A 23,716-nucleotide genomic window follows, 5' to 3' on the forward strand; every position below is an offset into this window, starting at 1 on the left:
CACCGTCTCACCGGCCACACAGGCCACGAGAGTTGCTATGCCACAGCCGATTGCGGGACAGGCTTATGAATAAGCCTCCTAGTTGCGGGAGCGACTTCCCGCCGTCGTCGCGAATGTTCGCGACGTCTCCGATCGCGAACACGCCGCGATACCCGGTGACCGTGAGATCGGCGGACACGTCTATTCGCCCACCAGGTCCTGGCGCGACGCCACATCCGTGTGCAACCGGCGATGCCGATTCACCGCCAGCCCAGACCGCAGTCTGCGTCGCCAGCACCGTCCCGTCGCTGAGTTGAACGCTCCCGGCCTCGATCTTGCTCACGCCCACACCGAGTTTCACCCTCACTCCATGTTCGGTGAGTTTGTCGAAGGCATATTTGTGTGACTGCTCGCTGAACGGTGCCAACAGAAAGTCGCCATGGTTGACGAGGTAGACCTCGGCCGCGCCACCTGCGTGCTCGATCGTCCGCAACGCCGCGAACAGTTCGGCGAAGGCCCCGGCGGTCTCAACGCCCGTCGGCCCGCCGCCTGCGATGACCACATCGAGTGGCCCCGACCGTGTTTCGAGCATCGTCCGCACGTGCAGGCGCAGCCGCTCAGCATCGGCGACCGAATACAGCGGGAACGAATGTTCTGCTGCGCCCGGCGTTCCGAAGGAATTTGCACACGCACCCGCGGCGAGTACCAAGTAGTCGGCCGTGATCATCCGACCATCCGCGGTATCCACCGACCGCGACGCGAAATCGATGTCCACAATCTCCGACTGCACCAACCGCACGTTCGGATATTTGGCGAAGATCGCGGCCAACGGGCGCGCAACGTCTTCTGCGGGCAGTTGTGATGTCGCAACCTGATACAGCAAAGGCTGAAACTGATGGTAGTCGTTGCGGTCGATCAACATGACGTCGACGCCCGCCATCCCGAGCTTGTGGGCGCACGCAACTCCAGCAAGACCGGCTCCGGCTATCACCACATGTGGCATATGCCTACCTTGCCAGCTGAACCTGCGCCGACGACCGGAAGTTCACGATTTACCCGACTGCAGCTCGATCAGCTCGCCCTCGATCCCCGCGCCGGGCGTAGCGGCGCGCAATGCGAGCTATCGCCGGGCCCGAAGAATGAACGCGACGCCGGGTGGGCGCACACCGTCGGTGACGACCGTGACGTCGACACTTGCCGAGGTGGTCAGCTCGCGGTGTCGGGCCGATCGGCGAGACCGAGGCGGAGGTGTTCGCTGTGGTAGACGGCTTCGTCGAGGAGTTGAGCGACGTGGTTGTCATAGAGGGTGTAAACGATGCTACGCCCGGCGCGGGTGCCGGTGACCAAGCCGAGGTTGCGCAGCAGCCGCAGCTGATGCGAGACCGCGGACTGCTCCATGCCGACGGCCTCGGCCAATTCCGTGACGGGCTTGGGTCCCTGGCGCAGTTCGGTGAGGATCAGCAGCCGACTCGGGGTGGCCAGCGCCTGCAGAGTAGTCGCGACGTGCGCGGCGGCGTCGGCGTCCAGCCGTGCGACCGGCCGATCGCGGCCCTCTACCCCATGTCCCATGACCGTGCAGTCTATCCCACAGGTAGCTATGAATACTTCTTCATATGTTCTGTTATTCTCGGGTCGTCCGTTTCCCCGTCTCCGGAGGTGACCCGTGGCCCCGTCCACTGCCACGCCCACACGCCCCGCCACCGCGCCCGCGGCCATCCCGGTACGGCGGACGCGATTGTTTGCGTTGCCTGAGATGCGTTGGGCGGCAGCGGCACTGGTGCTGTTCCTGCTGGGACTGGCAGCGCAGCTGGCGGGCGGGCCTTCGTGGCTGTGGTGGACGTTGTATCTGGCCTGCTACGTCACCGGGGGCTGGGAACCAGGGTTGGCAGGGTTGCAGGCGTTGCGGCAGAAGACCCTGGATGTCGACCTACTGATGGTCGTCGCGGCAATCGGGGCGGCGGCGATCGGACAGGTGATGGACGGCGGGCTGCTGATCGTCATCTTCGCCACCTCCGGCGCGCTGGAAGCACTCGCCACCGCCCGCACCGAGGATTCGGTGCGCGGACTGTTGGACCTTGCCCCCGACACCGCCACCCAAACCACCCCCGACGGCGACGAACAGACCGTCGCGGCGGCCGAGCTGGAGATCGGGGACGTGATCCTGGCCCGGCCCGGCGACCGGATCGCCGCCGACGGCTACGTCGTCGGCGGGGCGAGTGAGGTCGATCAGGCCACCATCACCGGAGAACCCCTGCCGGTGGACAAGACCGTAGGCGACGAAGTGTTCGCCGGAACCCTCAACGGCAACGGTGTGCTGCGGGTGCGAGTCGACCGCCGTGCCGAAGACTCGGTCGTCGCCCGCATCGCCGGGCTGGTCGAGCAAGCCAGCCAAACCAAAGCCAAGACACAGTTGTTCATCGAGAAGGTCGAACAGCGCTACTCCATCGGCATGGTCGCGGCCACCATCGCGGTGTTCATCATCCCGCTGCTGTGGGGCGACGCGTTGCAGGATTCCCTGCTGCGGGCCATGACGTTCATGATCGTCGCCTCTCCGTGCGCGGTGGTGCTCGCGACGATGCCGCCGCTGCTGGCCGCAATCGCCAACGCCGGACGCCACGGCGTACTCGTGAAATCGGCTGTGGTGATGGAACAACTCGGCACCACCACCCACGTCGCGTTCGACAAGACCGGCACCCTGACCCGCGGCACCCCCGAACTCGCCGACATCCGCCCGCTGCCGGGCACGCGCTTCACTGAGGAACAGATCCTGCGGCTGGCCGCGACTGCCGAGCACCCGAGCGAGCACCCGTTGGCCGCCGCGATTGTGCGTGCCGCCCGCCAGCGCGGCATCGACCTGCCGGTCGCCGACGAATTCACCGCTGCGCCTGGCCGTGGTGTCTCCGCCCTGGTCGACGGCCATGTCATCCAGGTGGGCTCCCCTGCCGTGCTCCTCGAATCGGGAAACACGACAGCGCAAGCTGCCGCCGCCCGGGCTGCCGTCGAGGGCTTGCAGACTCGCGGGCAAACGGCCGTCGTCGTGCTGTGCGAGCACAATCCGGTCGCGGTCTTCGGCATCACCGACCAAGTCCGTCCCGAAGCCACCGCCACGATCGCCGCAGTCACCGAATTGACCGGCACCGCACCGGTTCTGCTCACCGGCGACAACCTCGCCACCGCCACCCAACTCGCGCGGCAGGTCGGGATCAGCGATGTGCGCGCGGGGCTGCTGCCCGAGGACAAGGTCACCGCCGTGCGCGACCTCGAAGCAGACGGCGGGCGAGTGACCGTGGTAGGAGACGGCATCAACGACGCACCCGCCCTCGCCGCCGCGCACGCCGGGATCGCGATGGGCGGCGCCGGATCCGACCTCACATTGCAGACCGCTGACGCCGTGGTCGTCCGCGACGACCTGACGACTATCCCTGCCGTGATCGCGCTGTCACGCCGGGCCCGCCGCGTCGTTGCCGCCAACCTGATCATCGCGGCCACCTTCATCACCGGCCTGGTCATCTGGGACCTCACCGGACACCTCCCGCTGCCACTGGGTGTAGCAGGCCATGAAGGCTCCACCGTCATCGTCGGCCTCAACGGTCTACGCCTGTTGCGTTCGGCGGCCTGGCGCCGCGCGAGAAGTCAGCCACGCAAGCACCTGTGACCGCGGCGCGGCAGTTTTTGTCGATGGTCGCGGTTGTGTCTCTGTCAGGTGGCCCGCGGCGAGGTCGGGGGAGACGGCGAAGCCGATCGTCAGGGTGATGCCGCCGGCGCGGCGGACTTCTTCGAGGGCGGCTGCGTCGCTTTGGAAGATCCGTTGGTGTGCTTCGGGAATGGCTAATTCGCGTAGCATCGTGGCGATGGGGCCGTCGACGCTGCCGGCGCCGGGACCCAGCATCCACTGTTGTTCGCGCAGGAGCGCTGGATGCGGTATGGCCTGCGCCAGCGGGTTGTCGGGTCGGGCGACCGCATGCTCGAGGTTGGCCCAGAGCCGGGTTCGGCCCAGAACCCGGTGTTGACCTGCTTCGCGAAATCGTTGACCTGCTTCGCGAAATCGGCGAACCCACGCCACGACCGCGGATCGAGCTCGGGCAACTCGACGAGGGCCATGGTGCTGAAGCTTCCGACGACATCGGCGTGCGCCCACGAGTCGGGACGGTCGAACAGCGTGGTGTTGAGACAAACCGGTCGGTGGCACCCCAGCGTGCGAGTGTCAGCCCGAACGCCGCCAGCAGGACAGCGGTGGGGCTCAGCCCGCGCGCAGCGGCCCGACGGTCAGCGCCGACCATTGCGGCGGTTCGAGTTTCGCCTCGTGGCGCCGGAATCGGGAGCTGCGGACCTGCTCGCGGTCGCGTAGGGCAGCCGCGGGCCTGGTGGCAGCGTTGCCGCGCGGGCGTTCCAGTATTCGCCGCCACGTTGACGGCGTTGCGCGTCGGCCTGTGTCCGCGCATTCAGAATCCGCAGGAACGACCTTGTCGGGGGCAATTCGGCGTCGGGATTGGCGACGAGCTCACCCCATTGGCGCATCAGCAGTCGCGCCCGATCCACCGGCGTCGGTCGCGCCACGGCCGGTGACGCGACGCATGCGCCTCTACCCGACAAGGAACTGTTGGCCCTCATCGGTGCGGCCGGCTTCACCGAACCACAGATCACCCGGATCGATGGATTCCAACTTCTCACCGCCACCCGCCCGAAACCCGAAGTGTCGTGATCTGGGGAAGAACGTGCGAGACCCTATCGCCCTGACGGATGACGCCGAATAGATAGCAAGGCAACGGGATTCATCTGGCGAGGACGAATTCAGTGTTCGTCGTAGTGGCCGTCGTGTACGGCGTGGCGGTGGCCGTCGTGGACATAGTCGACATGGTCGCCGTGCGGAACCGCTACATGTCCGCATCCTTCGCCGTGGACGTGATCATGAGTGTGGGCGGTGTGGCCGGTGGGCTCGCACTCGTCGTAGTGATCGTCGTGGGCGCGGTGCAGGTGGCCGTCGTGCACGTAGTCGACGTGGTCGTCGTGGGGGACGGCGACGTGGCCGCAACCGGGGCCGTGGGCGTGGTTGTGGCTTTTGTGCTGGGTATGAATCGCTGCAGTCATCTACTTCCTCGTCCTTCCCTGTCTTCCAGCGTGTTTTCGATTGTCACATCATTATGTGCGCATCTCCGAGCGTGTGCAGAAGAATTGCTGAGATCCGAAAATGTGGCAAACGCCCTGGATTGTCTACACCTCTACAGGCGTCCAAACGGCGGTTTTTCGCTGCGCTGCCGTCGTAGCTTTCGGTCGCCGCCGATTGTCTAACCGGTAGCCATGACTCTCAATCTTTCCCGGTGAACGTTCGGAAACTCGGCTCGCGAGCTGGTCGGTAGTCTGGTTTGCTGAGGGATGCACGATGGCTGGTCTGAGTTACAAGAACGTTTGATGGGTGCCGCGGTATGCGCGGCCGCGATCGTCGCGACGGGGCGTGTAGTACGTCGTCGGATTCATCCGGTGGAGGCGGTTCGGGCAAGCTTGAGGTGGTGGCCCTGCGTGTCAGGCCGAGGAGCGAAGCAAGCGCTGAAGCGAGCTCCAGCACCGTAACGCCGTATTCACTGGTAGGGACAGGGTTCGGAAAGATCTGGCGTGGCGGTGGGATTGTCGTTGCCACCAGGATCCGCGCCGGTCAATGACGCGGTGCCCTAGCCTGCGGATGCTCATAGGCACGGGAAAGGCCCTGGCTCGCGACCCGATTCGGACTCACCGGGTGACCGGCTCGGTGCGCCCCGAGGTCCGTTCGGTCAACGATCAACCGCGCAAGCCCAGTTTCATACCTGAACTGGTCACTGAGCATGCGATATGCCTTACGCAGATCCACCAGACTCGAGGCCGCCTCATAACCACATGACGCAAATGCCGAATCGTCTTTGCACTACATCCGTAACATGAACGTTTGGTCTGGCGCACATATGTCGGCACGGCAGCCCGTCGGTGTCGCAACATTTCGCTAAGTGGTCGCCGTCGCAAGTCGTTCGGGGGTCGATACAAAGGCGGGTTTTTGTGCGGGCTCCGGCTAGAAGTCGGTGGTAGTGAGGTAGAGCTCGCAGGCGCAGTCGAGGGTTTCTTGGGGGCTGCCGGCGAAAGCTCCGGTGTTCAGGATCGAGTCGCGATACGAGTCGCTGCTGGCGAGGTAGAGGGCGAATCCCCAGGTTGAGTCGGACCCGAGGTAGCGCAGGCGCATTAGGGGTTGGGTGTCGCCGTCAGGGAGTTCACCGGCGACGTATGCGAACGCTCCGCGGTGTCGAATGTGTAGGTCGGCGAGTTGGGGCCAGTGGGAGCGGGCGTGACTGGCGAGGCTGCGGGCGAGGGAGTCCTTGGTCGATTGAGACGGTGAAGCCATCGGGGGTCCTCCACTGGGCGGTTCGGCGTGTCGAGCCAGGATACGGGCAGGTATTACGGGAAGGTATTCGTCTGTCCCGCAATATGTCTCGTAGATCGGCTGTTGTTGTCTGTGTTCGCCGCCAAAGCCGTGCCCATTTCCCTCACCGCTTCCGAGCGTCGCAGGGTGAAGAGGATGGCCTACGGCCATAAGACCCCCTACCAGGCCCGGCAGCGGGCAACCATCGTGTGGATGGCGGCTCGGGGGCACTCCAATGCCGGCATTGCCGCGGAGACCGGGATGCACGTGGACACGGTGCGTACCTGGCGGGGTCGGTTCGCCGCTGGCGGGTTGGCGGCGTTGGCCGACCGGAAACGGTCCGGACGGCCACCGGTGTTCACGCCCTTGCAGGTCGCGGAACTGAAGGCGTTGGCTTGCCAGTTGCCCGCCGAGACCGGAGTGCCGTTGTCGCGCTGGTCGTGTCCAGAACTGGCCGCCGAACTGACCGCGCGTGGCGTCACCGACAGCATTTCCGAATCCACCGTCCGTCGCCTGCTCGACGCCGACGCGATCAAACCCTGGCAACACCGGTCGTGGATCTTCATCCGCGACCTGAACTTCCAGCCCAAGGCCCAACGGGTCCTCGACCTCTACGCCCGCATCTACCAGGGCAAACCACTCGGCCCCGACGAGTACGTCAACTCCAGCGACGAGAAAACCTCCATCCAAGCCCGCTGCCGCTGCCACCCCACCCTCGCGCCCGGCCAGGCCAGGGCGATGCGCGTCAACCACGAATACACCCGCGGCGGCGCGGTCGCCTACCTCGCCGCCTACGACGTCCACCAGGCCAAGTTGTTCGGCCGCTGCGAACCGAAAACCGGCATCGAGCCGTTCACGAACCTGGTCGACCAGGTCATGACCACCGAACCCTACGCCAGCGCCAAACGCGTGTTCTGGATCGTTGACAACGGCTCCTCCCACCGCGGCCAAGCAGCGATCGACCGCTTGACCAAGGCATACCCCAACGCCGTCATGATCCACACGCCCGTCCACGCGTCATGGCTCAACCAGATCGAGGTCGTCTTCTCGATCGTGCAACGCAAGGTCGTCTCACCCAACGACTTCACAGACCTTTCCCAGGTCCGGGATCGGCTCCGAGCATTCGAAGACCGCTACAACGGCACGGCACAGCCATTCCAGTGGAAGTTCACCACCTCCGACCTGGACGAACTACTGGCCAGACTCGACCGGCACACCCCCGACCGGCAAGACCAATCCTCCACCGCCACAGCAGCTTGAACAACCCCCGAAGGACTTCCGACGGCGACCACTAAGCTGCGACTAGTACCTTTGGTTCGTACCCGTCGGGAGTGACCACGGTCTTTTACACCTTGGAGAACGAGCACGTGCGGCGGCTGGTCATGGATGCCGTCTGCAACCGAGCATGTCGGTCCGGGTATGCGGCACCGTTACCGCGAGGCCGGTGAGTTGGCGATCCGGCTACGCCCCGCCGTCGGCAGCACCTCGGGAGCTGAAACGGGTGAACAGCTGAAATCACTTCCGGCACAAAGCTATTCCCGCATCGGCGGGGCGGAATATCCCTTGCAGTATTCGAGGTCAGGAGATGATGATGTCCGACCGGCACAGCCATGATGATCCGCACACGCACGATCACCAGCACGGGCAGGTGACCCACTCGCACGCGCACACCAGCCACGAGCACGGCCATGTCGAGCATGAGCACCCCCACACCCACGACGACGGGACCGAGCACACCCACCCGCACGTGCACCAGTCCGACCTGCAAGGCGAGCACACCCATCCCGATTCCTGACACCGTCGAGAGAGGGTCCGGTGTTCGCTCGGGCGAAACGCCGGTCGCCGAACCGTAGAGTCAGTTTCCGGCGGGGTCTCCTTGGCAGTTGGGGCACAGTCCGTGCAGGGTAAGCCCAGCGCGGTCGCTGAGGATGAATGCGCTACCGGCGCTGGCGTGGGCCAGCGCGGTGCTCAACTGTTTGGCGGGGATTTCGATCACTGTGCCGCACCGGGTGCAGACGGCGTGGTGGTGGGGTTCGGCGGCAAGTCCGAAGCTCGTGGCGCGCTCGTCCACCGTCAACGCGTGCAGGACACCGAGATCGACGAGTGTCGAGACCGTTCGGTACACGGTGGTGAGGTCGACCTCGACACCGTCGGCGAGGAGGCGATGGTGCAGCTCGGCGATGGTGAGGTGACCGGCGGCGGGGTCGGTCACCACGACCGTGAGCACCGCCAGCCGTGGTGCGGTGCAGCGCAATCCGTGACCGCGCAGCAGCGCCCGCGCCTGCCCGACATGATCGAGTGCGGTGGCCTCGGCATCACCAGCGCCGAGCGAGGACGTAGTGCCGACCATCACTCCAGTGTCCCGCCAGTCATCGGTGCTGCCAAATCGTTGCATCTGCAGTTGCCATTTACTTGCAACAGCGAAGGCCTGCGGTTTACCGTCGATGTGTTGGGTTTTGCTCGCGGGGTTCCGGCACTCACGGGGTCCAGGAGAGGACATGCCATGACAACCTCGGCCCCCAACCGGAGCATGACCCGCTTCACCACGATCCGCACAGCCCTGACTCGCCGTGAGTGGGCCCGGGTCGGCGCGATGGTCGCTGTGATCATCGCGCTACACCTGATCGGGTGGGTCACGCTGACCGCGTTCGTTGCCCCGCAACATTTCAGCGTCGGCGAGAAAACCCTCGGTATCGGCGTCGGCATCACCGCCTACACCCTCGGATTACGGCATGCTTTCGACGCCGACCATATCTCGGCCATCGACAACACCACCCGCAAATTGATGAATGACGGGCAGCGGCCGTTGTCGGTCGGTTTCTTCTTCTCGCTGGGCCACTCGACCGTCGTGTTCGCGCTGGCGCTGTTGTTGTCGGTCGGAGTGAAAGCCATCGTCGGCCCCGTCGAGGACGACTCCTCGGCATTGCACCACTACACCGGGTTGATCGGCACCACAGTGTCGGGCACGTTCCTCTACATCATCGCGATCATCAATATCGTCATCCTGGTCGGGATTTTGCGAGTCTTCCGGCGGATGCGGGCCTGCCAGTACGACGAAGCCGAACTCGAAAAGCAACTCGACAAGCGCGGCTTCATGAACCGCTTCTTCGGTGGTGTCATGAAGTCGATCACCAAGCCCTGGCAGGTGTACCCGGTCGGCGTGCTGTTCGGGCTCGGTTTCGACACCGCCACCGAAGTGGCGCTGCTGGTCCTCGCTGGGACCAGCACAGCCGTGGGCCTGCCTTGGTATGCGATCTTGTGCCTGCCGATCCTGTTCGCGGCAGGGATGAGTCTGCTCGACACCATCGACGGCTCGTTCATGAACTTCGCCTACGGGTGGGCATTCTCCAAGCCGGTGCGCAAGGTCTACTACAACATCACCATCACCGGCTTGTCGGTCGCGGTCGCACTGATCGTCGGCACCATCGAACTCCTCGGGTTGTTGTCGAACCAGCTCGGCTGGTCGGGCGGGTTCTGGGACTGGATCGGCGGCCTAGACCTCAATATCCTCGGCTTTGTCATCGTCGGGTTGTTCGTACTCACTTGGCTTGGCGCCCTGCTCATCTGGCGTTATGGGCGTATCGAAGAGAAGTGGACCGCCCCTATGCAGCCCGCCCCAGCCCAAGCAGAGTGACGAGTCCTTTTTCCCTCCGCGGAGCGGATGGGAAAGCACATGGATGAGAACGAGACTGTCCCCTGCGCGGTACTGCCGGCCCCAGGTGGTGCGCTCCTATGGGGTAACACGATCGATGGGGATCAGCTCTTCCTGCGGTACCAAGACAATGGACGCTGGACGGTGTCGGCCTTCCGCCGAAACCATCGTGACTGGCTCGATACTGATCACGAGTTCGGTGAATGGTTCGTCGGCGTGCTCACCGGCGAGTTGGAGACAACGTGGATGCCTGAGTGGCCGCCGTTCGTCTAGCGCCGGGCACCGCGCCTGGCTGCGGGAGCTGGTGCTCGAGGCGGTGGAGCAGGCAATCGCCGTGGGCGCCACCGTGATCGGACTCGGCGGGTACCGTCTATCGTCACCTCCCGCGACGTCGTGGAGGACACGGTCAAGGTGACCTCAGGGAACTCGCTCACCGCCGCCTGCGCCTACAAGGTGGTGCGCGGTGAGCTCGCCAGGCTGGCGCCGGGACAACGACGGGTCGGCATCCTCGGCGCAATCGGCAGTATCGGCGCGGTCATGGCCGAACTCACTGCACCGCTGGCAGATTCGGTGACCCTGATCGGGCGCACCGGATCGGCGGCGCGGCTGGATCGAATCGCCGCCACCCTTGCGGGAGCGGTCGAGGTCAGTGAGGACCTGACCGCGCTGTGTGACTGTCACATCGTCCTCACCGCCACCAATTCGGCCGTGCCTGTGGTCACCGCCGAGCGGCTGGCCGACGACCATCGGGTGCTTGTCCGCTGATGGTGGAGTGCGGACAGCGGATGCTGAATCGCCTCGACGCGATGGCCGCACCGTCAGGCCCGCACCGTCAGGCCGAAACCACCGACGCGACTTCGCTGTTGGCTCGGTTGCTCGCCGCGCGTGAGGACGCCGGGCATGCCATGGATGACGAGCAATTGCGCCGCGAGGTCCTGACCTTCCTGCTGGCCGGGCACGAAACAACCGGCGGCGCCCTGGCAAGAACGGTCGCTGTTCTCCCGCGCCCACCGCGGGCTGGACAACGCGACCATCGACTGCGCCGTCCTGGTGCAGGTGCTCACCACCACTGCGACGACACTCGCCGAACCTTCGGTGCGCCACAGGACATCGAATGGTCCTTCGACACCGACGGCAATCTGTTCCTGCTCCGAGCGCGATCGGTCACCGCGACCGGTGCGCGCGAGACCATCTTTGACAACGTCAACGTCAACGTCGCAGAGTCCTGTCCCGGCATGTCCAGCCCGCTGACCTTCTCCATCCTGCGCAACGCCTACGAACAGGTATTCCGCGCCTGCCACAAAGACTTCGGCGCGACCTGCGTCGTCGTCGAACGCAATGTGCGAGCCTGTACCCGTACCTGGTCGGCACTGCCGCGCACGGCCGCGGAGGCGGCGCTCAATATCGAGAACCGCTACCAGCGCCCGGCCGCACCGAAACGTGGTCTGGCGCGGGCGAAGATGTATCTCCAGCGCTTGCGTATCGTCGCCATTATCGCCACCGGCTGGCTGCGGCTGCCGCACCGACTGCGCACGTTCTTCACCGAACTTCAGGCGTTCACCGCCGATCTGGATCGCCGACTCGCATCGGAAACCCCGGAGCGTGAGCGTGATCCGCACGCCCTGCTCAAGTGGATGGAGCGCTGCATGGGCGAGCTCGTCCCGTCCTATTCGGTGCAGATATTCAACGACTTCCTCGCCCAGCAGATGTTCCACGTCGTCGGCTTGCTGCTGGAACGCAAGGGGCTCACCGAGACCGAAGCGATCACACTAAGCAACGAATTGTTCTGCGGCGAGGAGGGTGTCAACAGCGTCGACCCGGTGCGCTCTGCACTCACGCTGACCGCCAAAGTCCGCGTCGATGACGCACTGCATGAGCTGTTCGAAGGTCCGCTGGAGCCGCTCGAGGTGTGGAAAGCACTGGCACAGCCCGGTTTCGCCGCTTCTACGGCAACTGCCTGTGTGAGATCGCCCTGTTCGGCGATCGCACCGTCGACGAGCGCACCGGGCCGAACCCGAAGCCGCCGTTGGGTTTCGCGCGCGTTCCCGTGCTGTAGCGGGTCAGCCGACGCCGACAACGCCGGGCTGGGATTGTCCCGGACGGCCGAACTCGTGCGTTCGGTTCGACTCGGGCTATTCTCGGCTGATGTCGGCGGTCGGGCAGGAGCCCACCCAGGTGTCGCCTTGGCGGTTTGTATTCGCCTTCGGCGTGGTCAGCCTGCTTGCCGACGTCGTCTACGAGGGTGCGCGCGCGGTGACCGGGCCGTATCTGGCGTCCCTCGGCGCCGGAGCCGTCCTGGTCGGGGTGATCACCGGAGCGGGGGACGCCTTCGCATTGGTCGGGCGATTGGTGAGCGGGCCGTTGGCCGACCGCACCCGCGCGTACTGGCCCATCACGTTCGGCGGCTACACCCTCACGGTCGCGTCCGTGCCCATGCTCGGATTCGCGGGTGGGCTATGGTCGGCCGGTGCGCTGGTGATTGCCGAGCGCGCGGGTAAAGCTGTCCGCAGTCCCGCCAAGGATGTCCTGCTGTCGCACGCTGCCGCCGCAGTCGGTCGCGGTCGTGGATTCGCGGTCCACGAAGCCCTCGACCAGATCGGCGCTTTGATCGGCCCGCTCACCGTCGCGGGGATACTCGTCCTCTCGAGCGGCGACTATCAACCGGCCTTCTGGGCGTTGGCGATACCGGGCGTCGCGGTGCTCGTGATGCTGATCCGCCTAGGCGCCCGAGTGCCGGACCCGAGTGTGTACGAACCCCAACAGACAACGGCCCCAACCGAATCCGTCGCCGCACCAACAAAATTGCCACCGGCATTCTGGAGTTACCTGGCCTTTGTTGTCACCACGACCCTCGGCTTCTCCACCTTCGGCCTACTCGCGTACCACCTCGCCGCGCAGTCGATCGTGCCCATCGCCGCCATCCCGATCGTGTACGCGGGCGCCATGGTCGTTGACGCCGTCGCAGCGCTGGCCACCGGCTGGCTATACGACCACATCGGTGTGCACGTCCTGCTCGCCGTCCCCCTGCTTTCGGCGCTGATCCCGGCCCTTGCCTTCGAACAGTCCGTAATCCCCGCCATCACCGGCGCATTGCTGTGGGGCGCGATACTCGGCGTCCAAGAATCGACCCTCCGAGCCGCCGTCGCAGACCTCGTCCCGGCCTCCCGTCGCGGCACTGCCTACGGCCTCTTCGCCGCAGGCTCTGGCACCGCCACCTTCGCAGGTTCCGCTCTGATCGGTGTGCTCTACACCCGATCCCTCACGGCCGTCGTAAGCGTTACTGCCACAATACAATTGGTGGCTTTGATCCTCTTCGTCACCCGGCACCTGCGAGGAGGACGGCGCAAGACACAGAAGAAGCGGTCCGGACCCTATGGCAGGCCCGGCTCAGGGCAGCACCGCCAGGTCGAGTTGCCGTAGCCGGGCGGGGTCGGCGAATACCTCGTAGGCAGCGATACGGTCGCCCTCGACCCTGACGGTGAGCGCGAGCAGCAGCCGCCCGCGCGGCGCGACAATGATGCCGACCGCACCGTTGACCAGCGCGAGGGTCGCGACCTGCGACCGATGGCGCAGCACAACGGTTTCCGTCGCCACGGTGTGCGCGCCGCGCGCGACGAGCGCCATACCGGCGGGCAGTGCGGCCGGATCGGCAGTGCGCACCACATCCGGCGCCAACACCGCCAGCAGTGCGTCGAGATCTCCACTGCGCGCGGCAGCGAGGAAAGCGTCGACGACATGCCGCTGCTCGGCGAGTTCGGTGGTGGACGCGGTGGCGTCGCAGTGCGCCCGGGACCGGGCCCGGCTCGCGAGCTTCTTCGTCGTCGCGGTCGTGCGTCCCACGATCGGCGCAATCTGATCGAACGGCACCGCGAACATGTCGTGCAGCACGAACGCGACCCGCTCGTCGGGCCCCAACGTATCCAGCACGACCAACAGTGCCCGCCCCACCGAATCGATCAGCACCGCTTCGTGCTCCGGGTCTCGGTCGTACGCCGTGTCCCCGAGCTCGGCGATGACCTCGATCGAGTCCTCGCGCCGCGCCGCCCGCGACCGCAGCATGTCCAGGCAGATCCGCGATAAGACCGTCGTCAGCCAGCCCGCGAGATTCTCCACCTCGCTGGTGTCGGACACCGCCAGCCGCAGCCACGCCTCCTGCACCGCATCGTCCGCCTCGCTCGACGACCCCAACATCCGGTAGGCGACCCGACCGCAAGCGCCCGCGCTGCGTCTCGAAACGCCGCGCCAGTAAATCCTGTGCGTGCATCGGTCACCTTTCCTCGCCGCATTCGTCACCTGGATGACAAACCACAACACCGCCGGATTGACCGCGGCACGGCGCACCGGCGCCACACCACGATCGCAGATCCGCGGTACCACGAAACAGGAGGGTTTCTCCCATGCACTTGGCCTACGTCGGCATCACCGTCCTCGCCGCGGCGGCCACCGCGATGGCCGCGGCCATCGATGTGGTCCGCGCCCAATGGGTGCGCGACAACATGAAGAGCTACGCCATCCCCGAATGGACCCTCTACCCGCTTGCCGCCACCAAAGCCATTGGCGCCCTTGGCATCCTGGTGGGCCTCGCCATCCCACCATTGGGTTTGGCCGCCGCCGCGTGCCTCGTCCTCTACTTCATCGGCGCCGTCCTCACCATCGTCCGTGCCCACGGGTACGCCGACCTGACCTATCCGCTGCCCTTCCTTGCCCTGGCCGCGGGCTCTCTCGTCCTGTTCGCCGCGGCATGATCGGATTACCCTCTGCACACAGGGATTTCGGCCACTCGATTCACCGCAGCTGACGCCGAGATGAACGCCACGCGCGAACGCACCGCGAGCAATGCTGCACGACATGCCAACTCGGCACCGGTATCTCGCTCCACCGCCGGTGCAAGGCATCCTCCTGCGGATCCGATATCGCCGTGCGTTCGCGAAGTCGATGCTCGAGAAAGGACAACGGTGGCCGTTTTGCCGACCGGAAAACTTCTCGTGCTGGTCAACGGCCTGCCAGATGCGGGCAAGTCGACTCTGGCGCCGATGATCGCCCGCGAACTGGGTGCACAGGTGATGTCGAAGGATGCCGTGAAGGAGACGTTGGCGGCATGATCACGAGCGCGCTACGCCCAGCGACAGCGCACCCCGCTACACAACGACCAACGCCGCCTCACCCACGACTGACAGACATGGGCCAAGCACTGGCCCAACTGGTACCTGACGCCCAAGCCGCCACCGCCGGCGTCCGGTATGGCATGCCGCGGCGCTATTGCCGACCCTCGCCACTATGGTCGGGGAACAGCGAGGGCAAAAAGCGAATCATCAGTATCGACCAGGTCAGATGGGTCAGCATGGGGGCCTGAATTCCGCCGGTGGCCCGGCGTTGGAGACCGAACAGTGCACCCATCACGCCGGAAGCAAGGGCCAGTGCCGGATTGCGAGTGGCCGAGGTAACCAGGCAGTAGACGCCGGTGGATACCGCGACGGGATGTTCCCCTGCGGCGGCGTAGACCGCGCCGCGGAAGAACACCTCTTCGGCCGCTCCGTTCATCAGCGTGGTGAATAGCACCGGCGGTGTCGACCCCCGGTTGGCGTACTGGAGGACATTCGAGATGGCCTCGTTCAGGATCGGAATGAGCCGGGCGACAAGGGCGCATCCGTAGAACACGCCGAACGCAACCACTCCGGTCGATATCGGCGCGAGGATCGGTCGGTACGGCGCCCTGCCATGTGACCGTGCCCGGCCGAGATGCAGCGGTCCCGATGCCAGCCCGCCCACTGTCCACGTCGTGGCGGTACCGAGGGTCAGGCCGTAGAACTTCGCGGAGTCCGGTGGCACGGACAATGACGTCCCTAGGAGCCCAGCACCGGCGAGGGCAGCCACGGCGACAACGCGGCGTCGCCACTCGATGGTCATCGATGGGCTTTCGCGCGTTCGCCCAGCGCGCGCAGGACGGCATCGTCGTAGCGCATCGGTTCGAAGGGCACCAGGTCGCGGATGCTGTCGTCATGGACGATCACTTCGTTGACCATGGAGTCGACCAGTGAGCGTCCGGTTCGGGTATCCACATCGGTCACCAACGACAACCACAGCGAGGAAAGTCGAGGTGACAGCAACGGGACCGGCACCACCACCAAGGGGCGGCCCTCGATCACGGCAACTCGTCGCAACATGTCCATGTACGCGAGCACGTCCGGTCCGCCGATGTCGAAGGTGCCTCCTGCGGCTTCGGGGAGGTCGAGCACGCCGACGAGGTAGCGGATCACATCGTCGACTGCGATGGGCTGGGTTCGGGTCCGCACCCACCGCGGCGTGATCATCGCCGGAAGGTGTTCTACCAGTTGACGAGTCATCTCCCATGAGATCCCGCCGTGGCCGACGATGATCCCGGCGCGCAGTGTCGTGACCGGCACGCCGGCGGAACCCAGCAATCCCTCCACCTCGCGACGGCTGCGCAGGTGCGGGGACAGCTCGTCCCCGTCGTCGCCGAGCCCACCGAGATAGACGATCCGGCGCAGGCCCGCGTCGGCGGCCGCGTCGGCGAAGTTGCGCGCGGCCACGGCGTCGCGTCGCGCGAAATCAGTTTCCTCCAGGGAATGAACGAGGTAATAGGCGCTGTCGCAGCCGGTCAACGCCTCGCGCAGGGAACTCGGATCGTGTACATCTCCGCGCACGGTCGCACCCGATCCCCGGTAGGAGTCCGGACGGCGGGTCATCGCGTGCACGGTGTGTCCTGCCTGCTCCAGCTCCGGACACAACCGTCTGCCGACGAAACCGGAGGAGCCTGCGACAAGCACCTTCATCTCGAATCCTCTCCGTGACCGTGTTGGACGGGACATACACAGGAGCCGTGAATCGATTCGCGGATTCGTATAAAAGGCTAACCGGCCCGGGGGAGCGGTCGGCACCGCATGCCGCAACAGGCGTGGCTCGGCCTGGACGCTCGCCGGAGATGGCCCCTATGGTCCGATGGCTGGTCTCGAAGTCGTGAGTCGATCGAAAGACATCACCAGGGCTGTCGGGGAAGGGCTGTGCGTGGCACTCGATGCGCAGGATGGTCACGAGTCGTCGAGCTGGTTTCACCGACACTTGTTGTGCAAGTGGGTAGTTCGCCGCCGACGGAATTGGCACAGTGGCGACAGAACCAGGAGGCGTTCTACCGATGCTTTCCGATTCCTCGGTTGGCACAAAGAGAGGGCACGTGTCGGAGACGAACGGGAAGCGATCGAGGCGATCGGGGCTGATTAGCGACCTGGCTGGTATCGCCGATCGTATCGGTGACGGTCGGACCGAGGGGATGCTCAGCGGGTTCTCGACGGCGGGCTGTCGGTTATGGGGTGATCAACAAGATCGTCGAAATTCTTCGCGCACTCGCGTGGAGAACTGGCACCGCGGTGCACGAAGAAGGCTGTGCGGTCGAGAGATTCCACCGCGGTACCAGCCGGGGGCTGAAAAGACGTGGCCGAAGATACGGGTGGGATCGAGGTGGGGGCCGGACATCGGGTCCAGGAGGCAGGCGCGGAACCAGCAAGCGCGCACCCGCCGATTTTGTTATCAGCAAAGCGATGCCGACCCGTAAGCAAGTTCTCAGATCGACAGGATTACCTGGAGTCATGAGCGAGCGTGAATGGCGACCCGACGATCAGCGGTGGAGCGGGTACCCGCGCCGGTCCGGATACGAGCAGGAACCCACACCGTGGCCGACGCCGACCCCGGGCCAACCACGCAGTCGGTTCGTGCTCGGCGTCGTCGGCCTGGCTCTGGTGGCCGGTGCAGCGGCAGCCGCCTTGGGCTACAGCACGAACAACCATCCGCACCAAGGCATTACGGCGCTTGTGTCGCCACCGGGCGTGGCACAACCGGTGGCGAACTCCCTCGCCAGTCCTATCGTCGACAACTCGGGCAATCTCACGTCCGCGGCACAGCGAGTCGTCCCCGGCCTGGTCGACGTCAACACCGAGTTGGGCATGCAAGGCGCCGCGGGCGCGGGCACCGGAATCGTGCTCACCTCGGATGGGGAAGTACTCACCAACAATCACGTCGTCGAGGGCGCCACCAACATTTCGGTCACCGAAGTCGGCAATGGTCGAACATACCGGGCGAATGTCGTCGGCTACGACCGATCCCAAGATGTGGCGGTATTGCGTTTGGTCGGTGCCACCGGCCTGACGGTGGCGCCACTCGGCAACTCCAGCTCCGTCGCCGTCGGCGACTCGATCGCGGGCGTCGGCAATGCCGGTGGGGTCGGCGGAGCTCCGAGCATGGCCGCCGGTCAGGTCGCGGCGTTGAACCAGTCGATTACCGCGAGCGACGAGGGAACGGGCAGCTCCGAGCAGTTGACCGGACTCATCCGGGTAGCGGCCGACATTCAGCCCGGCGACTCTGGTGGCCCGCTCATCAACGGCGCGGGCGACGTCGTCGGCATGGACACCGCGGCGTCGGCCAATTACCAGTTCGGACGGCAAGTGTCCGCCGGTCGTGCTGGCGCGCAAGGCTTTGCGATACCGATCAATCAGGCTCTGTCGATCGCCAAGAACATCGAGTCCAGCACGGCATCGAACACCGTGCACATCGGTCCGACAGCGTTTATCGGTGTCACCGTGTCCGATGCGAACGGCTCCGGCGCCGTCATCCGCCAACTGGTCCCGAACGGACCGGCCGAGCAAGCAGGCTTGGCGCCGGGCGACGTCATCACCACGGTGGACGGCCACCGCATCGACTCGGCGACCACACTCACCCACACTCTGGACGGCTACCACCCCAACGACACCATCACCTTCGGCTGGGTCGACCAGCAGATGCAACAGCAACACGGACAGATATCATTGGCCCAAGGTCCCGTCGGCTGAGCCCGCCCGAACCGTTGTTGTTGTTGTGGGTCCGAGCCTTCTGCAGCGGATTGGTTCCATCAGCAATCGAATGTCTTTGCCGCACTGCCGAAATCGGCACATTCGGGATGCGGGACCCGCCGGATGCATCTCAACTCACGGTTGCAGCTTCTTGACCGTCCGCCACTCCAAACCGCCCATTCCTCGAGAGCCGGGCTGAGTTTTTCGCCGCGCTCGACCGCAGCGTCGATGGCCCAGCTGCGGGAAGTCGTCCATGGCGTGGGCGATCACCCCTGAGATCGATCGGCGACAACCAGGCACGTCGAAATTCGACGACCGGGAGGCCTCACATCCCACACCGCGCCCGAAGACCAGCGCCGCCCTGGTGCCCGCCGACCCTTTGGCGGTGTTGGCTATTCGACAACCGATGCGCTCCAAGCCCGACTGAGCCGAGAACTCAGGCGAAGACCTGGAAAGCCGGGCTAGGACCGGCAGTTCGCCGACGAGATGGCCCGTGTCCTGGGACGGACGCGTGGTTTAGGTTGACGAGTTCGGTCCGTTGAACCTGTAGCCGCACGCCAGTCGCGACTCGCAGTCCAAGCGCAAAGCCGAGACGGTTGCGGGCGACCTGTCGCAGTACTCGGGGGTGTGGCGGTACTCGCGATCGGGTCAGTCGTTCCAGCCGGCCTCGGCAGCGTGGGCGTGGAATGCCTGCCACGCTTGCCACATTCGGGTCGCGCCGACTGGGCGTTGTAGCGCAGCGCGGCGCGCACGTCGTCGAGGGTCGCGCCGCCGCGCATCGCCCGCTCGATGTGGATCCGGAACGTGTCGCCCAGCGTCTGGTAGTGCACGTCGATGCTCATCGTCGTGAACGCCCGCTCCCGCACGGTCAGCGTGCCAGATCCGGACGGCGTGCGCATCCGCGACTGGAGCTCGAAGTACTCGAAGAAGTGCGAATCCAGCTCCGTCAGGATCGCGCCGACCTGGTCGGGCAGCGGGCTGGGCGCTGCATCGGGCCCGGTAGACAACAATTCGTCAGCCAGCGGCTCGGCATCCGGGTGAGGCAGGCCGAGAGTCGATTCGATCTGGGCGAGCGCGCCGAATGCGGCGAGGGCGGTGTGGTAGCCGGTGTCGTAGGCGACGAGGCGCAGCAGGGCACGCATGTCCGCGGTGGTCACGCCCTGCTTCAGGCCAGCGCGGACATGCAGCTCGAAGGGCAAACCGAGGCACTGCTGACAGACGTCGGCGGTGAGTCTCAGGAACACCTTCTCCCGGTCGGTCAGCTCGGGCACTGCGTTGGCTTGCTGCGCGGTGGCAGCGCCCATCTGGGCGAACACCGGGTCCAGCGCGGCCATGTCGGGGCCAGCGGGCGCGGTGGCCGGGGTGATGTCGCTCGTGATGGTCATGACGACCACTCCTATCTGTGAACTTCCGTAGGGATGCAGTTGTAGCGTTACGACTGTAGCGCAATGAGTGTTCGGTTACAATCGCTGACTATGGAGGAGACCCCGGCCCGCACCGCCCCCCGCCGCCGTCCGAATGCGCGCGGCCGCGGTGACCTGCTGCGCGAGGAGATCGTCACGGCCGCCGTAGAGATGCTCGACGTGCTCGCCGACGACCAGGCGCTGTCTCTGCGCGCAGTCGCGCGCGCGGTCAAGATCGCAGCCACCTCGGTGTATCTGCACTTCCCCGACCGGGACTCGCTCGTCCTGGCGGCGACGCAGCGCTGCCACGAGGAGTTGGTTCGGCTCGGCGACGCTGCCGACGCGGCCGAGCAGGACCCGGCCGCCGGGCTCCGCGCGCGCATCCTGGCGCAGGCCGGCTGGGCGGAGGATCATCCCGGGCTCTACAAGGTGCTGCACGAGAGCACGGTCCACCGCCGGCTCGGAATGCCCTTCAAAGAGGTGATGGTCCAGCGCACGATCGAGTCCGTGCAGCGGTGCATGGACGCTGGAATCGCGCCGGTCGACGATACGACCACCGTCGCGATCGACCTCCGCACCGCCGTCAACGGAATGCTGTCGCAGCGCATCAACGAACCTGACCTTCCATGGCCGCCCGCCGCCGAACAGCTCGACCGCTTCCTTGCCAAACTCGTCGGCATCGACCACCCGGGCAGGTCGCGGCCGGGCGGTCCACCGCCGACGCCGCGACGGCTGACTCATGGGCCAGAATTGACAGCGGACTCAGCGGCGGCAAACCAGGAGTGATACCCGGAGGCTTTCCGGGGGCAACGGACTGAGGCAACGCCCCCTTGCGGACCTGGACCGATTCTGCTGTGACAGGTGTCACTCGACTGATCGTGATCACCGAGAGCACACTGTCCGCCCCACTTCATCGAATCGAATCCCGTTAACCCGCAACGAGATCCGTCATCTATTCGCCGGGTGGATTCTCTGATCGTGCGGCTTCGAGCTGGGTCCGGGTGAGTGCGGTGCCTCGGGGCCAGTCTGTTTGCAGGAGTTCTTCCAGCCCGATGCCGCCGCCGTGGAAGCCGTCGGGGCTGGGCGTTGATGTCGTCGAGCAGCCGGTGGATCAGTGGTGGCAACAGGCTAGTGATCTATATCACTGCCCGCGGGCATTTCGAGGCACGAGACTGAAACGTGTTCCAGTCCAGAATGGTTCGGATGAATACCGGGAGCGCTCGCTCGGCGGACCCGAATTCGGTTTCCGCAGAGGGAAGTTCGGTCGAAATCAGCCCGGAATCAGGAGACGGAAAATCGGCCAGACAACCCCATCGCTGCAAAATAGCCCGGCGCCTATCGCATTTCGAGCGATAGGCGCCGGTGACGCATCAGAGATAGGCGCCGCACACGGGCCAGGCGCCCCGTCCCTGTGTGGCGAGCACGTGCTCCGCGACGCGGATCTGCTCGGCGCGACTGGCGTGGTTCGGCCGGCCGGCGCCGCCGTTTTCCTCCCAGGTGCTCTGGGTGAACTGCAGGCCGCCGGAGAAGCCGTTGCCGGTATCAATTCCCCAGTTGCCGCTGCTCTCGCACTGCGCGACAGCATCCCAGTTGTGGGCCGACGCGGTGGCGGTGGCGGTGGACAGGCCGAAGGGAACGGCGACGAGGGCGCCGAGAACAGCGGTGAAGCCGAGAACGCGGGTGCTTAACTTGTGGTTTTGCGACATGTCAATTTCCTTCCTGCGCCCACCGGCTCGGCAGTTACTTCGCCGTGTCCCTGGCCCCCAGATGTTCGGGATCTCCGAACCGCGGGGCAGGGTCACCGGCGTTCAGCGGTTCGAGTTGGAGCCCGACTGTGATGTAGGCCCACCACGAAGGTAGCGAAGAAATAACAATAGATCACGTTTGCATAACGCATGCATTGTCTAGAAGATTCTAGAGCGTGGCGTGATTTACGCAGGTGTGAGCCATGAAACGATTAGTCGCAGGTCTCTGTTATAGTGACGTTATGTGCTTGAGATCACAGTGAGATATGTTGTGAGTCTCATTCGTCCGACACGATCGCCCTGTAGCGACACCATCCACCACCTGACTGGGCGGGCGGATCACCACATGTTCGACAGCTCCCGTCAGGTTGTTCCAGACATGCCAGCGATCGGCCACCTGGCCGCGTTCGGCGCGCGCGAGGCGGCGCCGTAGGCGCCGCCGCAGTCTCGGCACAGGACCTCCACTCCGGGGTGGGCCAGCAACCACGGTGTCGAGGTCTCGGCGGTGCGGTCGGTGAGTACGTCGACTGGACGGCGGGACTCGATGTCGATGAGGATCGTGCCGCGGTGGTGTCCTCGGCGACGAGGATGCGCTGCCGTTGGGTGATCCGGCCGGTCCGCCGGTGACCGGGTGCGGGCCTTGCGGTCACCGGCTGTGGTCGCCTGGTGCGCAGGTCTTCCAGGTTCCGGCCGGCGTCGGTCCAGACTCTGGGCTATGTGCTTGGTGCTGAAGCCAAGTGCGTCGGCGATGACGGCCGCAGGGGCTTGCACGATGACTTTGTCGTGGTCAGCAGCGGCACCATCATCTATGTGGCAGGACAAGTGGAGCCGGTGTTCAGCTCGGCCTCGATCGCGGTAGCAGCGAAATGTAGCCCGGCCTCCCGCAACTCGGTGATCCGTGCGCGGACTGCGTCCTCGCCGTACTCGCGGACGACGTCAGCAATTCCAAGGCGGCGCGGAGGGAAGCCGACATCGGTGTCGGTCGCTGACAACAACCCCATGAGTGCACCTTCCCTTCTGCGATGGCATATCGCGCCGCCGGTCGCGAGTTGTTCCCGCCACCATTTCCAGTGCAAGTCTCAGTCGATAGGTATGTCCTGGTCATCGGTGGCATACGGGGATTTGATCCGGCCGCGCCTCCTGCCATCGGCTTCGCGACTTCCAGAATCAACCATCGCCCACCCGATGTCGTCACCGCTGACACCCATCTGCGCTTCCGGTCACCCCCCACCCACCCCGCGGCCTAGCCGCGCGGTAACGGCCGCGATCACGCCGACAGCGCCATTACGGCTGCCAACCCGTGCGATGGAATGCCTGAGGTTGTCGGAGCAGACTGCGGCCGGCAACGTGCTCGAGCCATCAGGGGACGCTGACGTCGGGACGGACGTAACCTGATGGGTGTGCAGACCGCGTCCACCGTCGCGGGCGACTCGCAGACGATCGTCGGCGGTCTGGTCGGGTCGTGCGAGCCAGCCCAGTCGATGTCATCGGTATCGACAACGTGATCGCCTCGATGATCGGGGAATACCATCCGTCACGGATCGCTCGCTGAATTTCCTCGGCCGGTAGTTCGATGATCTGTTCAACGCGGCTGATCCCCGCCACCTCGAGGGTCTCCGCGCGTTTGCTCCGCTCGTCGGGTTCGCCGACGAGTCCGTTGATCTTGTTGACTGGGGCGTCGCTGCGCAGATCCACGAACACCGGGTCTCCGCGGC

27 protein-coding genes and 3 pseudogenes are annotated in these 23,716 nt (G+C 65.4%); 14 read left to right on the forward strand and 16 right to left on the reverse strand.

Annotated elements, in window-relative coordinates; translation table 11 throughout:
• Positions 1-7: 7 nt before the first annotated feature.
• Together ACV7NQ_RS36740 and ACV7NQ_RS36745 are read right to left on the reverse strand one after the other, a co-directional pair.
• Positions 8-982, reverse strand: a complete 975-nt coding sequence (locus tag ACV7NQ_RS36740; RefSeq protein WP_463363754.1) for an NAD(P)/FAD-dependent oxidoreductase — start codon at positions 980-982, stop codon at positions 8-10.
• Positions 983-1,185: 203 nt separating this feature from the next.
• Positions 1,186-1,548, reverse strand: coding sequence for an ArsR/SmtB family transcription factor (locus tag ACV7NQ_RS36745; protein WP_463363755.1), 363 nt, complete (start codon positions 1,546-1,548; stop codon positions 1,186-1,188).
• 94 nt (positions 1,549-1,642) lie between these two features.
• On the opposite strand from ACV7NQ_RS36745, the gene ACV7NQ_RS36750 reads away from it, so the two are divergent.
• On the forward strand, positions 1,643-3,634 hold the full coding sequence (locus ACV7NQ_RS36750) for a heavy metal translocating P-type ATPase (RefSeq protein ID WP_463363756.1): 1,992 nt from the start codon (positions 1,643-1,645) through the stop codon (positions 3,632-3,634).
• Between the two features lie 44 nt (positions 3,635-3,678).
• Here ACV7NQ_RS36750 and ACV7NQ_RS36755 read toward each other — a convergent pair.
• The 4 genes and pseudogenes from ACV7NQ_RS36755 to ACV7NQ_RS36770 form a co-directional block, all read right to left on the reverse strand.
• Positions 3,679-3,937 (reverse strand): annotated as a pseudogene (locus tag ACV7NQ_RS36755) (LysR family transcriptional regulator); the annotation flags it as partial.
• 308 nt (positions 3,938-4,245) lie between these two features.
• Positions 4,246-4,536 carry a hypothetical protein gene (locus tag ACV7NQ_RS36760; RefSeq protein ID WP_463363757.1) on the reverse strand — a complete coding sequence of 97 codons (291 nt, stop codon included), beginning with the start codon at positions 4,534-4,536 and terminating at the stop codon, positions 4,246-4,248.
• 234 nt (positions 4,537-4,770) lie between these two features.
• Positions 4,771-5,067, reverse strand: coding sequence for a hypothetical protein (locus tag ACV7NQ_RS36765; protein WP_463363758.1), 297 nt, complete (start codon positions 5,065-5,067; stop codon positions 4,771-4,773).
• A gap of 949 nt (positions 5,068-6,016) precedes the next feature.
• On the reverse strand, positions 6,017-6,343 hold the full coding sequence (locus ACV7NQ_RS36770; protein ID WP_463363759.1) for a hypothetical protein: 327 nt from the start codon (positions 6,341-6,343) through the stop codon (positions 6,017-6,019).
• Positions 6,344-6,517: 174 nt separating this feature from the next.
• On the opposite strand from ACV7NQ_RS36770, the gene ACV7NQ_RS36775 reads away from it, so the two are divergent.
• From ACV7NQ_RS36775 to ACV7NQ_RS36785, 3 genes and pseudogenes are all read left to right on the forward strand, one after another.
• Positions 6,518-7,621, forward strand: coding sequence for an IS630 family transposase (locus ACV7NQ_RS36775; protein ID WP_463363760.1), 1,104 nt, complete (start codon positions 6,518-6,520; stop codon positions 7,619-7,621).
• 33 nt (positions 7,622-7,654) lie between these two features.
• Positions 7,655-7,813: pseudogene (locus ACV7NQ_RS36780) on the forward strand (transcriptional regulator); the annotation flags it as partial.
• 136 nt (positions 7,814-7,949) lie between these two features.
• A complete protein-coding gene (locus tag ACV7NQ_RS36785) occupies positions 7,950-8,156 on the forward strand; it encodes a zinc transporter Slc39a7 (protein WP_463365963.1) in 207 nt (68 codons plus the stop codon).
• Positions 8,157-8,216: 60 nt separating this feature from the next.
• Here ACV7NQ_RS36785 and ACV7NQ_RS36790 read toward each other — a convergent pair whose 3' ends face one another.
• The gene (locus ACV7NQ_RS36790) at positions 8,217-8,711 is read right to left on the reverse strand and encodes a Fur family transcriptional regulator (RefSeq protein ID WP_463363761.1); all 495 of its coding nucleotides are present in this window, start codon (positions 8,709-8,711) and stop codon (positions 8,217-8,219) included.
• Positions 8,712-8,864: 153 nt separating this feature from the next.
• On the opposite strand from ACV7NQ_RS36790, the gene nicT reads away from it, so the two are divergent.
• From nicT to ACV7NQ_RS36805, 3 genes are all read left to right on the forward strand, one after another.
• Positions 8,865-9,995, forward strand: a complete 1,131-nt coding sequence (nicT, locus tag ACV7NQ_RS36795; protein WP_463363762.1) for a Nickel transporter NicT — start codon at positions 8,865-8,867, stop codon at positions 9,993-9,995.
• Between the two features lie 39 nt (positions 9,996-10,034).
• Entirely contained in the window at positions 10,035-10,286 is a 252-nt protein-coding gene (locus ACV7NQ_RS36800; protein ID WP_463363763.1) for a hypothetical protein, read from the forward strand.
• A gap of 138 nt (positions 10,287-10,424) precedes the next feature.
• The gene (locus ACV7NQ_RS36805) at positions 10,425-10,778 is read left to right on the forward strand and encodes a hypothetical protein (RefSeq protein WP_463363764.1); all 354 of its coding nucleotides are present in this window, start codon (positions 10,425-10,427) and stop codon (positions 10,776-10,778) included.
• Positions 10,779-10,831: 53 nt separating this feature from the next.
• Here ACV7NQ_RS36805 and ACV7NQ_RS36810 read toward each other — a convergent pair whose 3' ends face one another.
• On the reverse strand, positions 10,832-11,728 hold the full coding sequence (locus ACV7NQ_RS36810) for a hypothetical protein (RefSeq protein WP_463363765.1): 897 nt from the start codon (positions 11,726-11,728) through the stop codon (positions 10,832-10,834).
• Between the two features lie 194 nt (positions 11,729-11,922).
• Here ACV7NQ_RS36810 and ACV7NQ_RS36815 point away from each other — a divergent pair, with 194 nt between their 5' ends.
• Both ACV7NQ_RS36815 and ACV7NQ_RS36820 read left to right on the forward strand, forming a co-directional pair.
• On the forward strand, positions 11,923-12,069 hold the full coding sequence (locus tag ACV7NQ_RS36815) for a hypothetical protein (protein WP_463363766.1): 147 nt from the start codon (positions 11,923-11,925) through the stop codon (positions 12,067-12,069).
• Between the two features lie 89 nt (positions 12,070-12,158).
• The gene (locus tag ACV7NQ_RS36820; RefSeq protein WP_463363767.1) at positions 12,159-13,433 is read left to right on the forward strand and encodes an MFS transporter; all 1,275 of its coding nucleotides are present in this window, start codon (positions 12,159-12,161) and stop codon (positions 13,431-13,433) included.
• Here ACV7NQ_RS36820 and ACV7NQ_RS36825 read toward each other — a convergent pair.
• On the reverse strand, positions 13,401-14,204 hold the full coding sequence (locus tag ACV7NQ_RS36825; protein WP_463363768.1) for a sigma-70 family RNA polymerase sigma factor: 804 nt from the start codon (positions 14,202-14,204) through the stop codon (positions 13,401-13,403). The two genes, ACV7NQ_RS36820 and ACV7NQ_RS36825, sit on opposite strands and share 33 nt — an antisense overlap.
• A 206-nt stretch (positions 14,205-14,410) precedes the next feature.
• On the opposite strand from ACV7NQ_RS36825, the gene ACV7NQ_RS36830 reads away from it, so the two are divergent.
• Both ACV7NQ_RS36830 and ACV7NQ_RS36835 read left to right on the forward strand, forming a co-directional pair.
• Entirely contained in the window at positions 14,411-14,758 is a 348-nt protein-coding gene (locus tag ACV7NQ_RS36830; RefSeq protein ID WP_463363769.1) for a DoxX family protein, read from the forward strand.
• 210 nt (positions 14,759-14,968) lie between these two features.
• A complete protein-coding gene (locus ACV7NQ_RS36835) occupies positions 14,969-15,115 on the forward strand; it encodes a hypothetical protein (protein WP_463363770.1) in 147 nt (48 codons plus the stop codon).
• 154 nt (positions 15,116-15,269) lie between these two features.
• Here the strand turns inward: ACV7NQ_RS36835 and ACV7NQ_RS36840 are convergent, their stop codons facing one another.
• Both ACV7NQ_RS36840 and ACV7NQ_RS36845 read right to left on the reverse strand, forming a co-directional pair.
• Positions 15,270-15,920, reverse strand: coding sequence for a CPBP family intramembrane glutamic endopeptidase (locus ACV7NQ_RS36840; RefSeq protein ID WP_463363771.1), 651 nt, complete (start codon positions 15,918-15,920; stop codon positions 15,270-15,272).
• Positions 15,917-16,807: an NAD(P)H-binding protein gene (locus tag ACV7NQ_RS36845; protein WP_463363772.1), complete on the reverse strand. Its 891-nt coding sequence runs from the start codon at positions 16,805-16,807 to the stop codon at positions 15,917-15,919. Before ACV7NQ_RS36845 ends, ACV7NQ_RS36840 begins: the two co-directional genes overlap by 4 nt.
• 810 nt (positions 16,808-17,617) lie before the next feature.
• Here ACV7NQ_RS36845 and ACV7NQ_RS36850 point away from each other — a divergent pair.
• Both ACV7NQ_RS36850 and ACV7NQ_RS36855 read left to right on the forward strand, forming a co-directional pair.
• Positions 17,618-18,853, forward strand: coding sequence for a S1C family serine protease (locus ACV7NQ_RS36850; RefSeq protein WP_463363773.1), 1,236 nt, complete (start codon positions 17,618-17,620; stop codon positions 18,851-18,853).
• 253 nt (positions 18,854-19,106) lie between these two features.
• Complete coding sequence (locus tag ACV7NQ_RS36855; RefSeq protein ID WP_463363774.1) at positions 19,107-19,280, forward strand: hypothetical protein; 174 nt, start codon at positions 19,107-19,109, stop codon at positions 19,278-19,280.
• A gap of 34 nt (positions 19,281-19,314) precedes the next feature.
• Here the strand turns inward: ACV7NQ_RS36855 and ACV7NQ_RS36860 are convergent, their stop codons facing one another.
• Positions 19,315-20,238 (reverse strand): carboxymuconolactone decarboxylase family protein, encoded by a 924-nt coding sequence (locus tag ACV7NQ_RS36860; RefSeq protein WP_463363775.1) that lies wholly within the window; start codon positions 20,236-20,238, stop codon positions 19,315-19,317.
• A gap of 63 nt (positions 20,239-20,301) precedes the next feature.
• Here ACV7NQ_RS36860 and ACV7NQ_RS36865 point away from each other — a divergent pair, with 63 nt between their 5' ends.
• Positions 20,302-21,042, forward strand: a complete 741-nt coding sequence (locus ACV7NQ_RS36865) for a TetR/AcrR family transcriptional regulator (RefSeq protein WP_463363776.1) — start codon at positions 20,302-20,304, stop codon at positions 21,040-21,042.
• A gap of 587 nt (positions 21,043-21,629) precedes the next feature.
• Here ACV7NQ_RS36865 and ACV7NQ_RS36870 read toward each other — a convergent pair.
• The 4 genes and pseudogenes from ACV7NQ_RS36870 to ACV7NQ_RS36885 all read right to left on the reverse strand — a co-directional run.
• Positions 21,630-21,962, reverse strand: a pseudogene (locus ACV7NQ_RS36870) (transglycosylase family protein); the annotation flags it as partial.
• Positions 21,963-22,364: 402 nt separating this feature from the next.
• A complete protein-coding gene (locus ACV7NQ_RS36875) occupies positions 22,365-22,772 on the reverse strand; it encodes a hypothetical protein (protein ID WP_463363777.1) in 408 nt (135 codons plus the stop codon).
• Positions 22,773-22,807: 35 nt separating this feature from the next.
• Positions 22,808-23,002 (reverse strand): hypothetical protein, encoded by a 195-nt coding sequence (locus ACV7NQ_RS36880; protein WP_463363778.1) that lies wholly within the window; start codon positions 23,000-23,002, stop codon positions 22,808-22,810.
• A gap of 358 nt (positions 23,003-23,360) precedes the next feature.
• Complete coding sequence (locus ACV7NQ_RS36885) at positions 23,361-23,702, reverse strand: hypothetical protein (protein ID WP_463363779.1); 342 nt, start codon at positions 23,700-23,702, stop codon at positions 23,361-23,363.
• Positions 23,703-23,716 lie beyond the last annotated feature (14 nt).

It is taken from the genome of Nocardia sp. Tas62D01, from assembly GCF_055232035.1.

What these genes read in the sequence shown, in the direction of transcription:
- ACV7NQ_RS36880 (WP_463363778.1), bottom strand. Translation starts at nt 23,002, where the DNA reads ATGGGGTTGTTGTCAGCGACCGACACCGATGTCGGCTTCCCTCCGCGC.
- ACV7NQ_RS36800 (WP_463363763.1), top strand. Translation starts at nt 10,035, where the DNA reads ATGGATGAGAACGAGACTGTCCCCTGCGCGGTACTGCCGGCCCCAGGT.
- ACV7NQ_RS36825 (WP_463363768.1), bottom strand. Translation starts at nt 14,204, where the DNA reads ATGTTGGGGTCGTCGAGCGAGGCGGACGATGCGGTGCAGGAGGCGTGG.
- ACV7NQ_RS36820 (WP_463363767.1), top strand. Translation starts at nt 12,159, where the DNA reads ATGTCGGCGGTCGGGCAGGAGCCCACCCAGGTGTCGCCTTGGCGGTTT.
- ACV7NQ_RS36740 (WP_463363754.1), bottom strand. Translation starts at nt 982, where the DNA reads ATGCCACATGTGGTGATAGCCGGAGCCGGTCTTGCTGGAGTTGCGTGC.
- ACV7NQ_RS36855 (WP_463363774.1), top strand. Translation starts at nt 19,107, where the DNA reads ATGGCGTGGGCGATCACCCCTGAGATCGATCGGCGACAACCAGGCACG.
- ACV7NQ_RS36860 (WP_463363775.1), bottom strand. Translation starts at nt 20,238, where the DNA reads ATGACCATCACGAGCGACATCACCCCGGCCACCGCGCCCGCTGGCCCC.
- ACV7NQ_RS36845 (WP_463363772.1), bottom strand. Translation starts at nt 16,807, where the DNA reads ATGAAGGTGCTTGTCGCAGGCTCCTCCGGTTTCGTCGGCAGACGGTTG.
- ACV7NQ_RS36790 (WP_463363761.1), bottom strand. Translation starts at nt 8,711, where the DNA reads ATGGTCGGCACTACGTCCTCGCTCGGCGCTGGTGATGCCGAGGCCACC.
- ACV7NQ_RS36770 (WP_463363759.1), bottom strand. Translation starts at nt 6,343, where the DNA reads ATGGCTTCACCGTCTCAATCGACCAAGGACTCCCTCGCCCGCAGCCTC.
- nicT (WP_463363762.1), top strand. Translation starts at nt 8,865, where the DNA reads ATGACAACCTCGGCCCCCAACCGGAGCATGACCCGCTTCACCACGATC.
- ACV7NQ_RS36840 (WP_463363771.1), bottom strand. Translation starts at nt 15,920, where the DNA reads ATGACCATCGAGTGGCGACGCCGCGTTGTCGCCGTGGCTGCCCTCGCC.
- ACV7NQ_RS36745 (WP_463363755.1), bottom strand. Translation starts at nt 1,548, where the DNA reads ATGGGACATGGGGTAGAGGGCCGCGATCGGCCGGTCGCACGGCTGGAC.
- ACV7NQ_RS36830 (WP_463363769.1), top strand. Translation starts at nt 14,411, where the DNA reads ATGCACTTGGCCTACGTCGGCATCACCGTCCTCGCCGCGGCGGCCACC.
- ACV7NQ_RS36765 (WP_463363758.1), bottom strand. Translation starts at nt 5,067, where the DNA reads ATGACTGCAGCGATTCATACCCAGCACAAAAGCCACAACCACGCCCAC.
- ACV7NQ_RS36785 (WP_463365963.1), top strand. Translation starts at nt 7,950, where the DNA reads ATGATGTCCGACCGGCACAGCCATGATGATCCGCACACGCACGATCAC.
- ACV7NQ_RS36775 (WP_463363760.1), top strand. Translation starts at nt 6,518, where the DNA reads ATGGCCTACGGCCATAAGACCCCCTACCAGGCCCGGCAGCGGGCAACC.
- ACV7NQ_RS36865 (WP_463363776.1), top strand. Translation starts at nt 20,302, where the DNA reads ATGAGTGTTCGGTTACAATCGCTGACTATGGAGGAGACCCCGGCCCGC.
- ACV7NQ_RS36850 (WP_463363773.1), top strand. Translation starts at nt 17,618, where the DNA reads ATGAGCGAGCGTGAATGGCGACCCGACGATCAGCGGTGGAGCGGGTAC.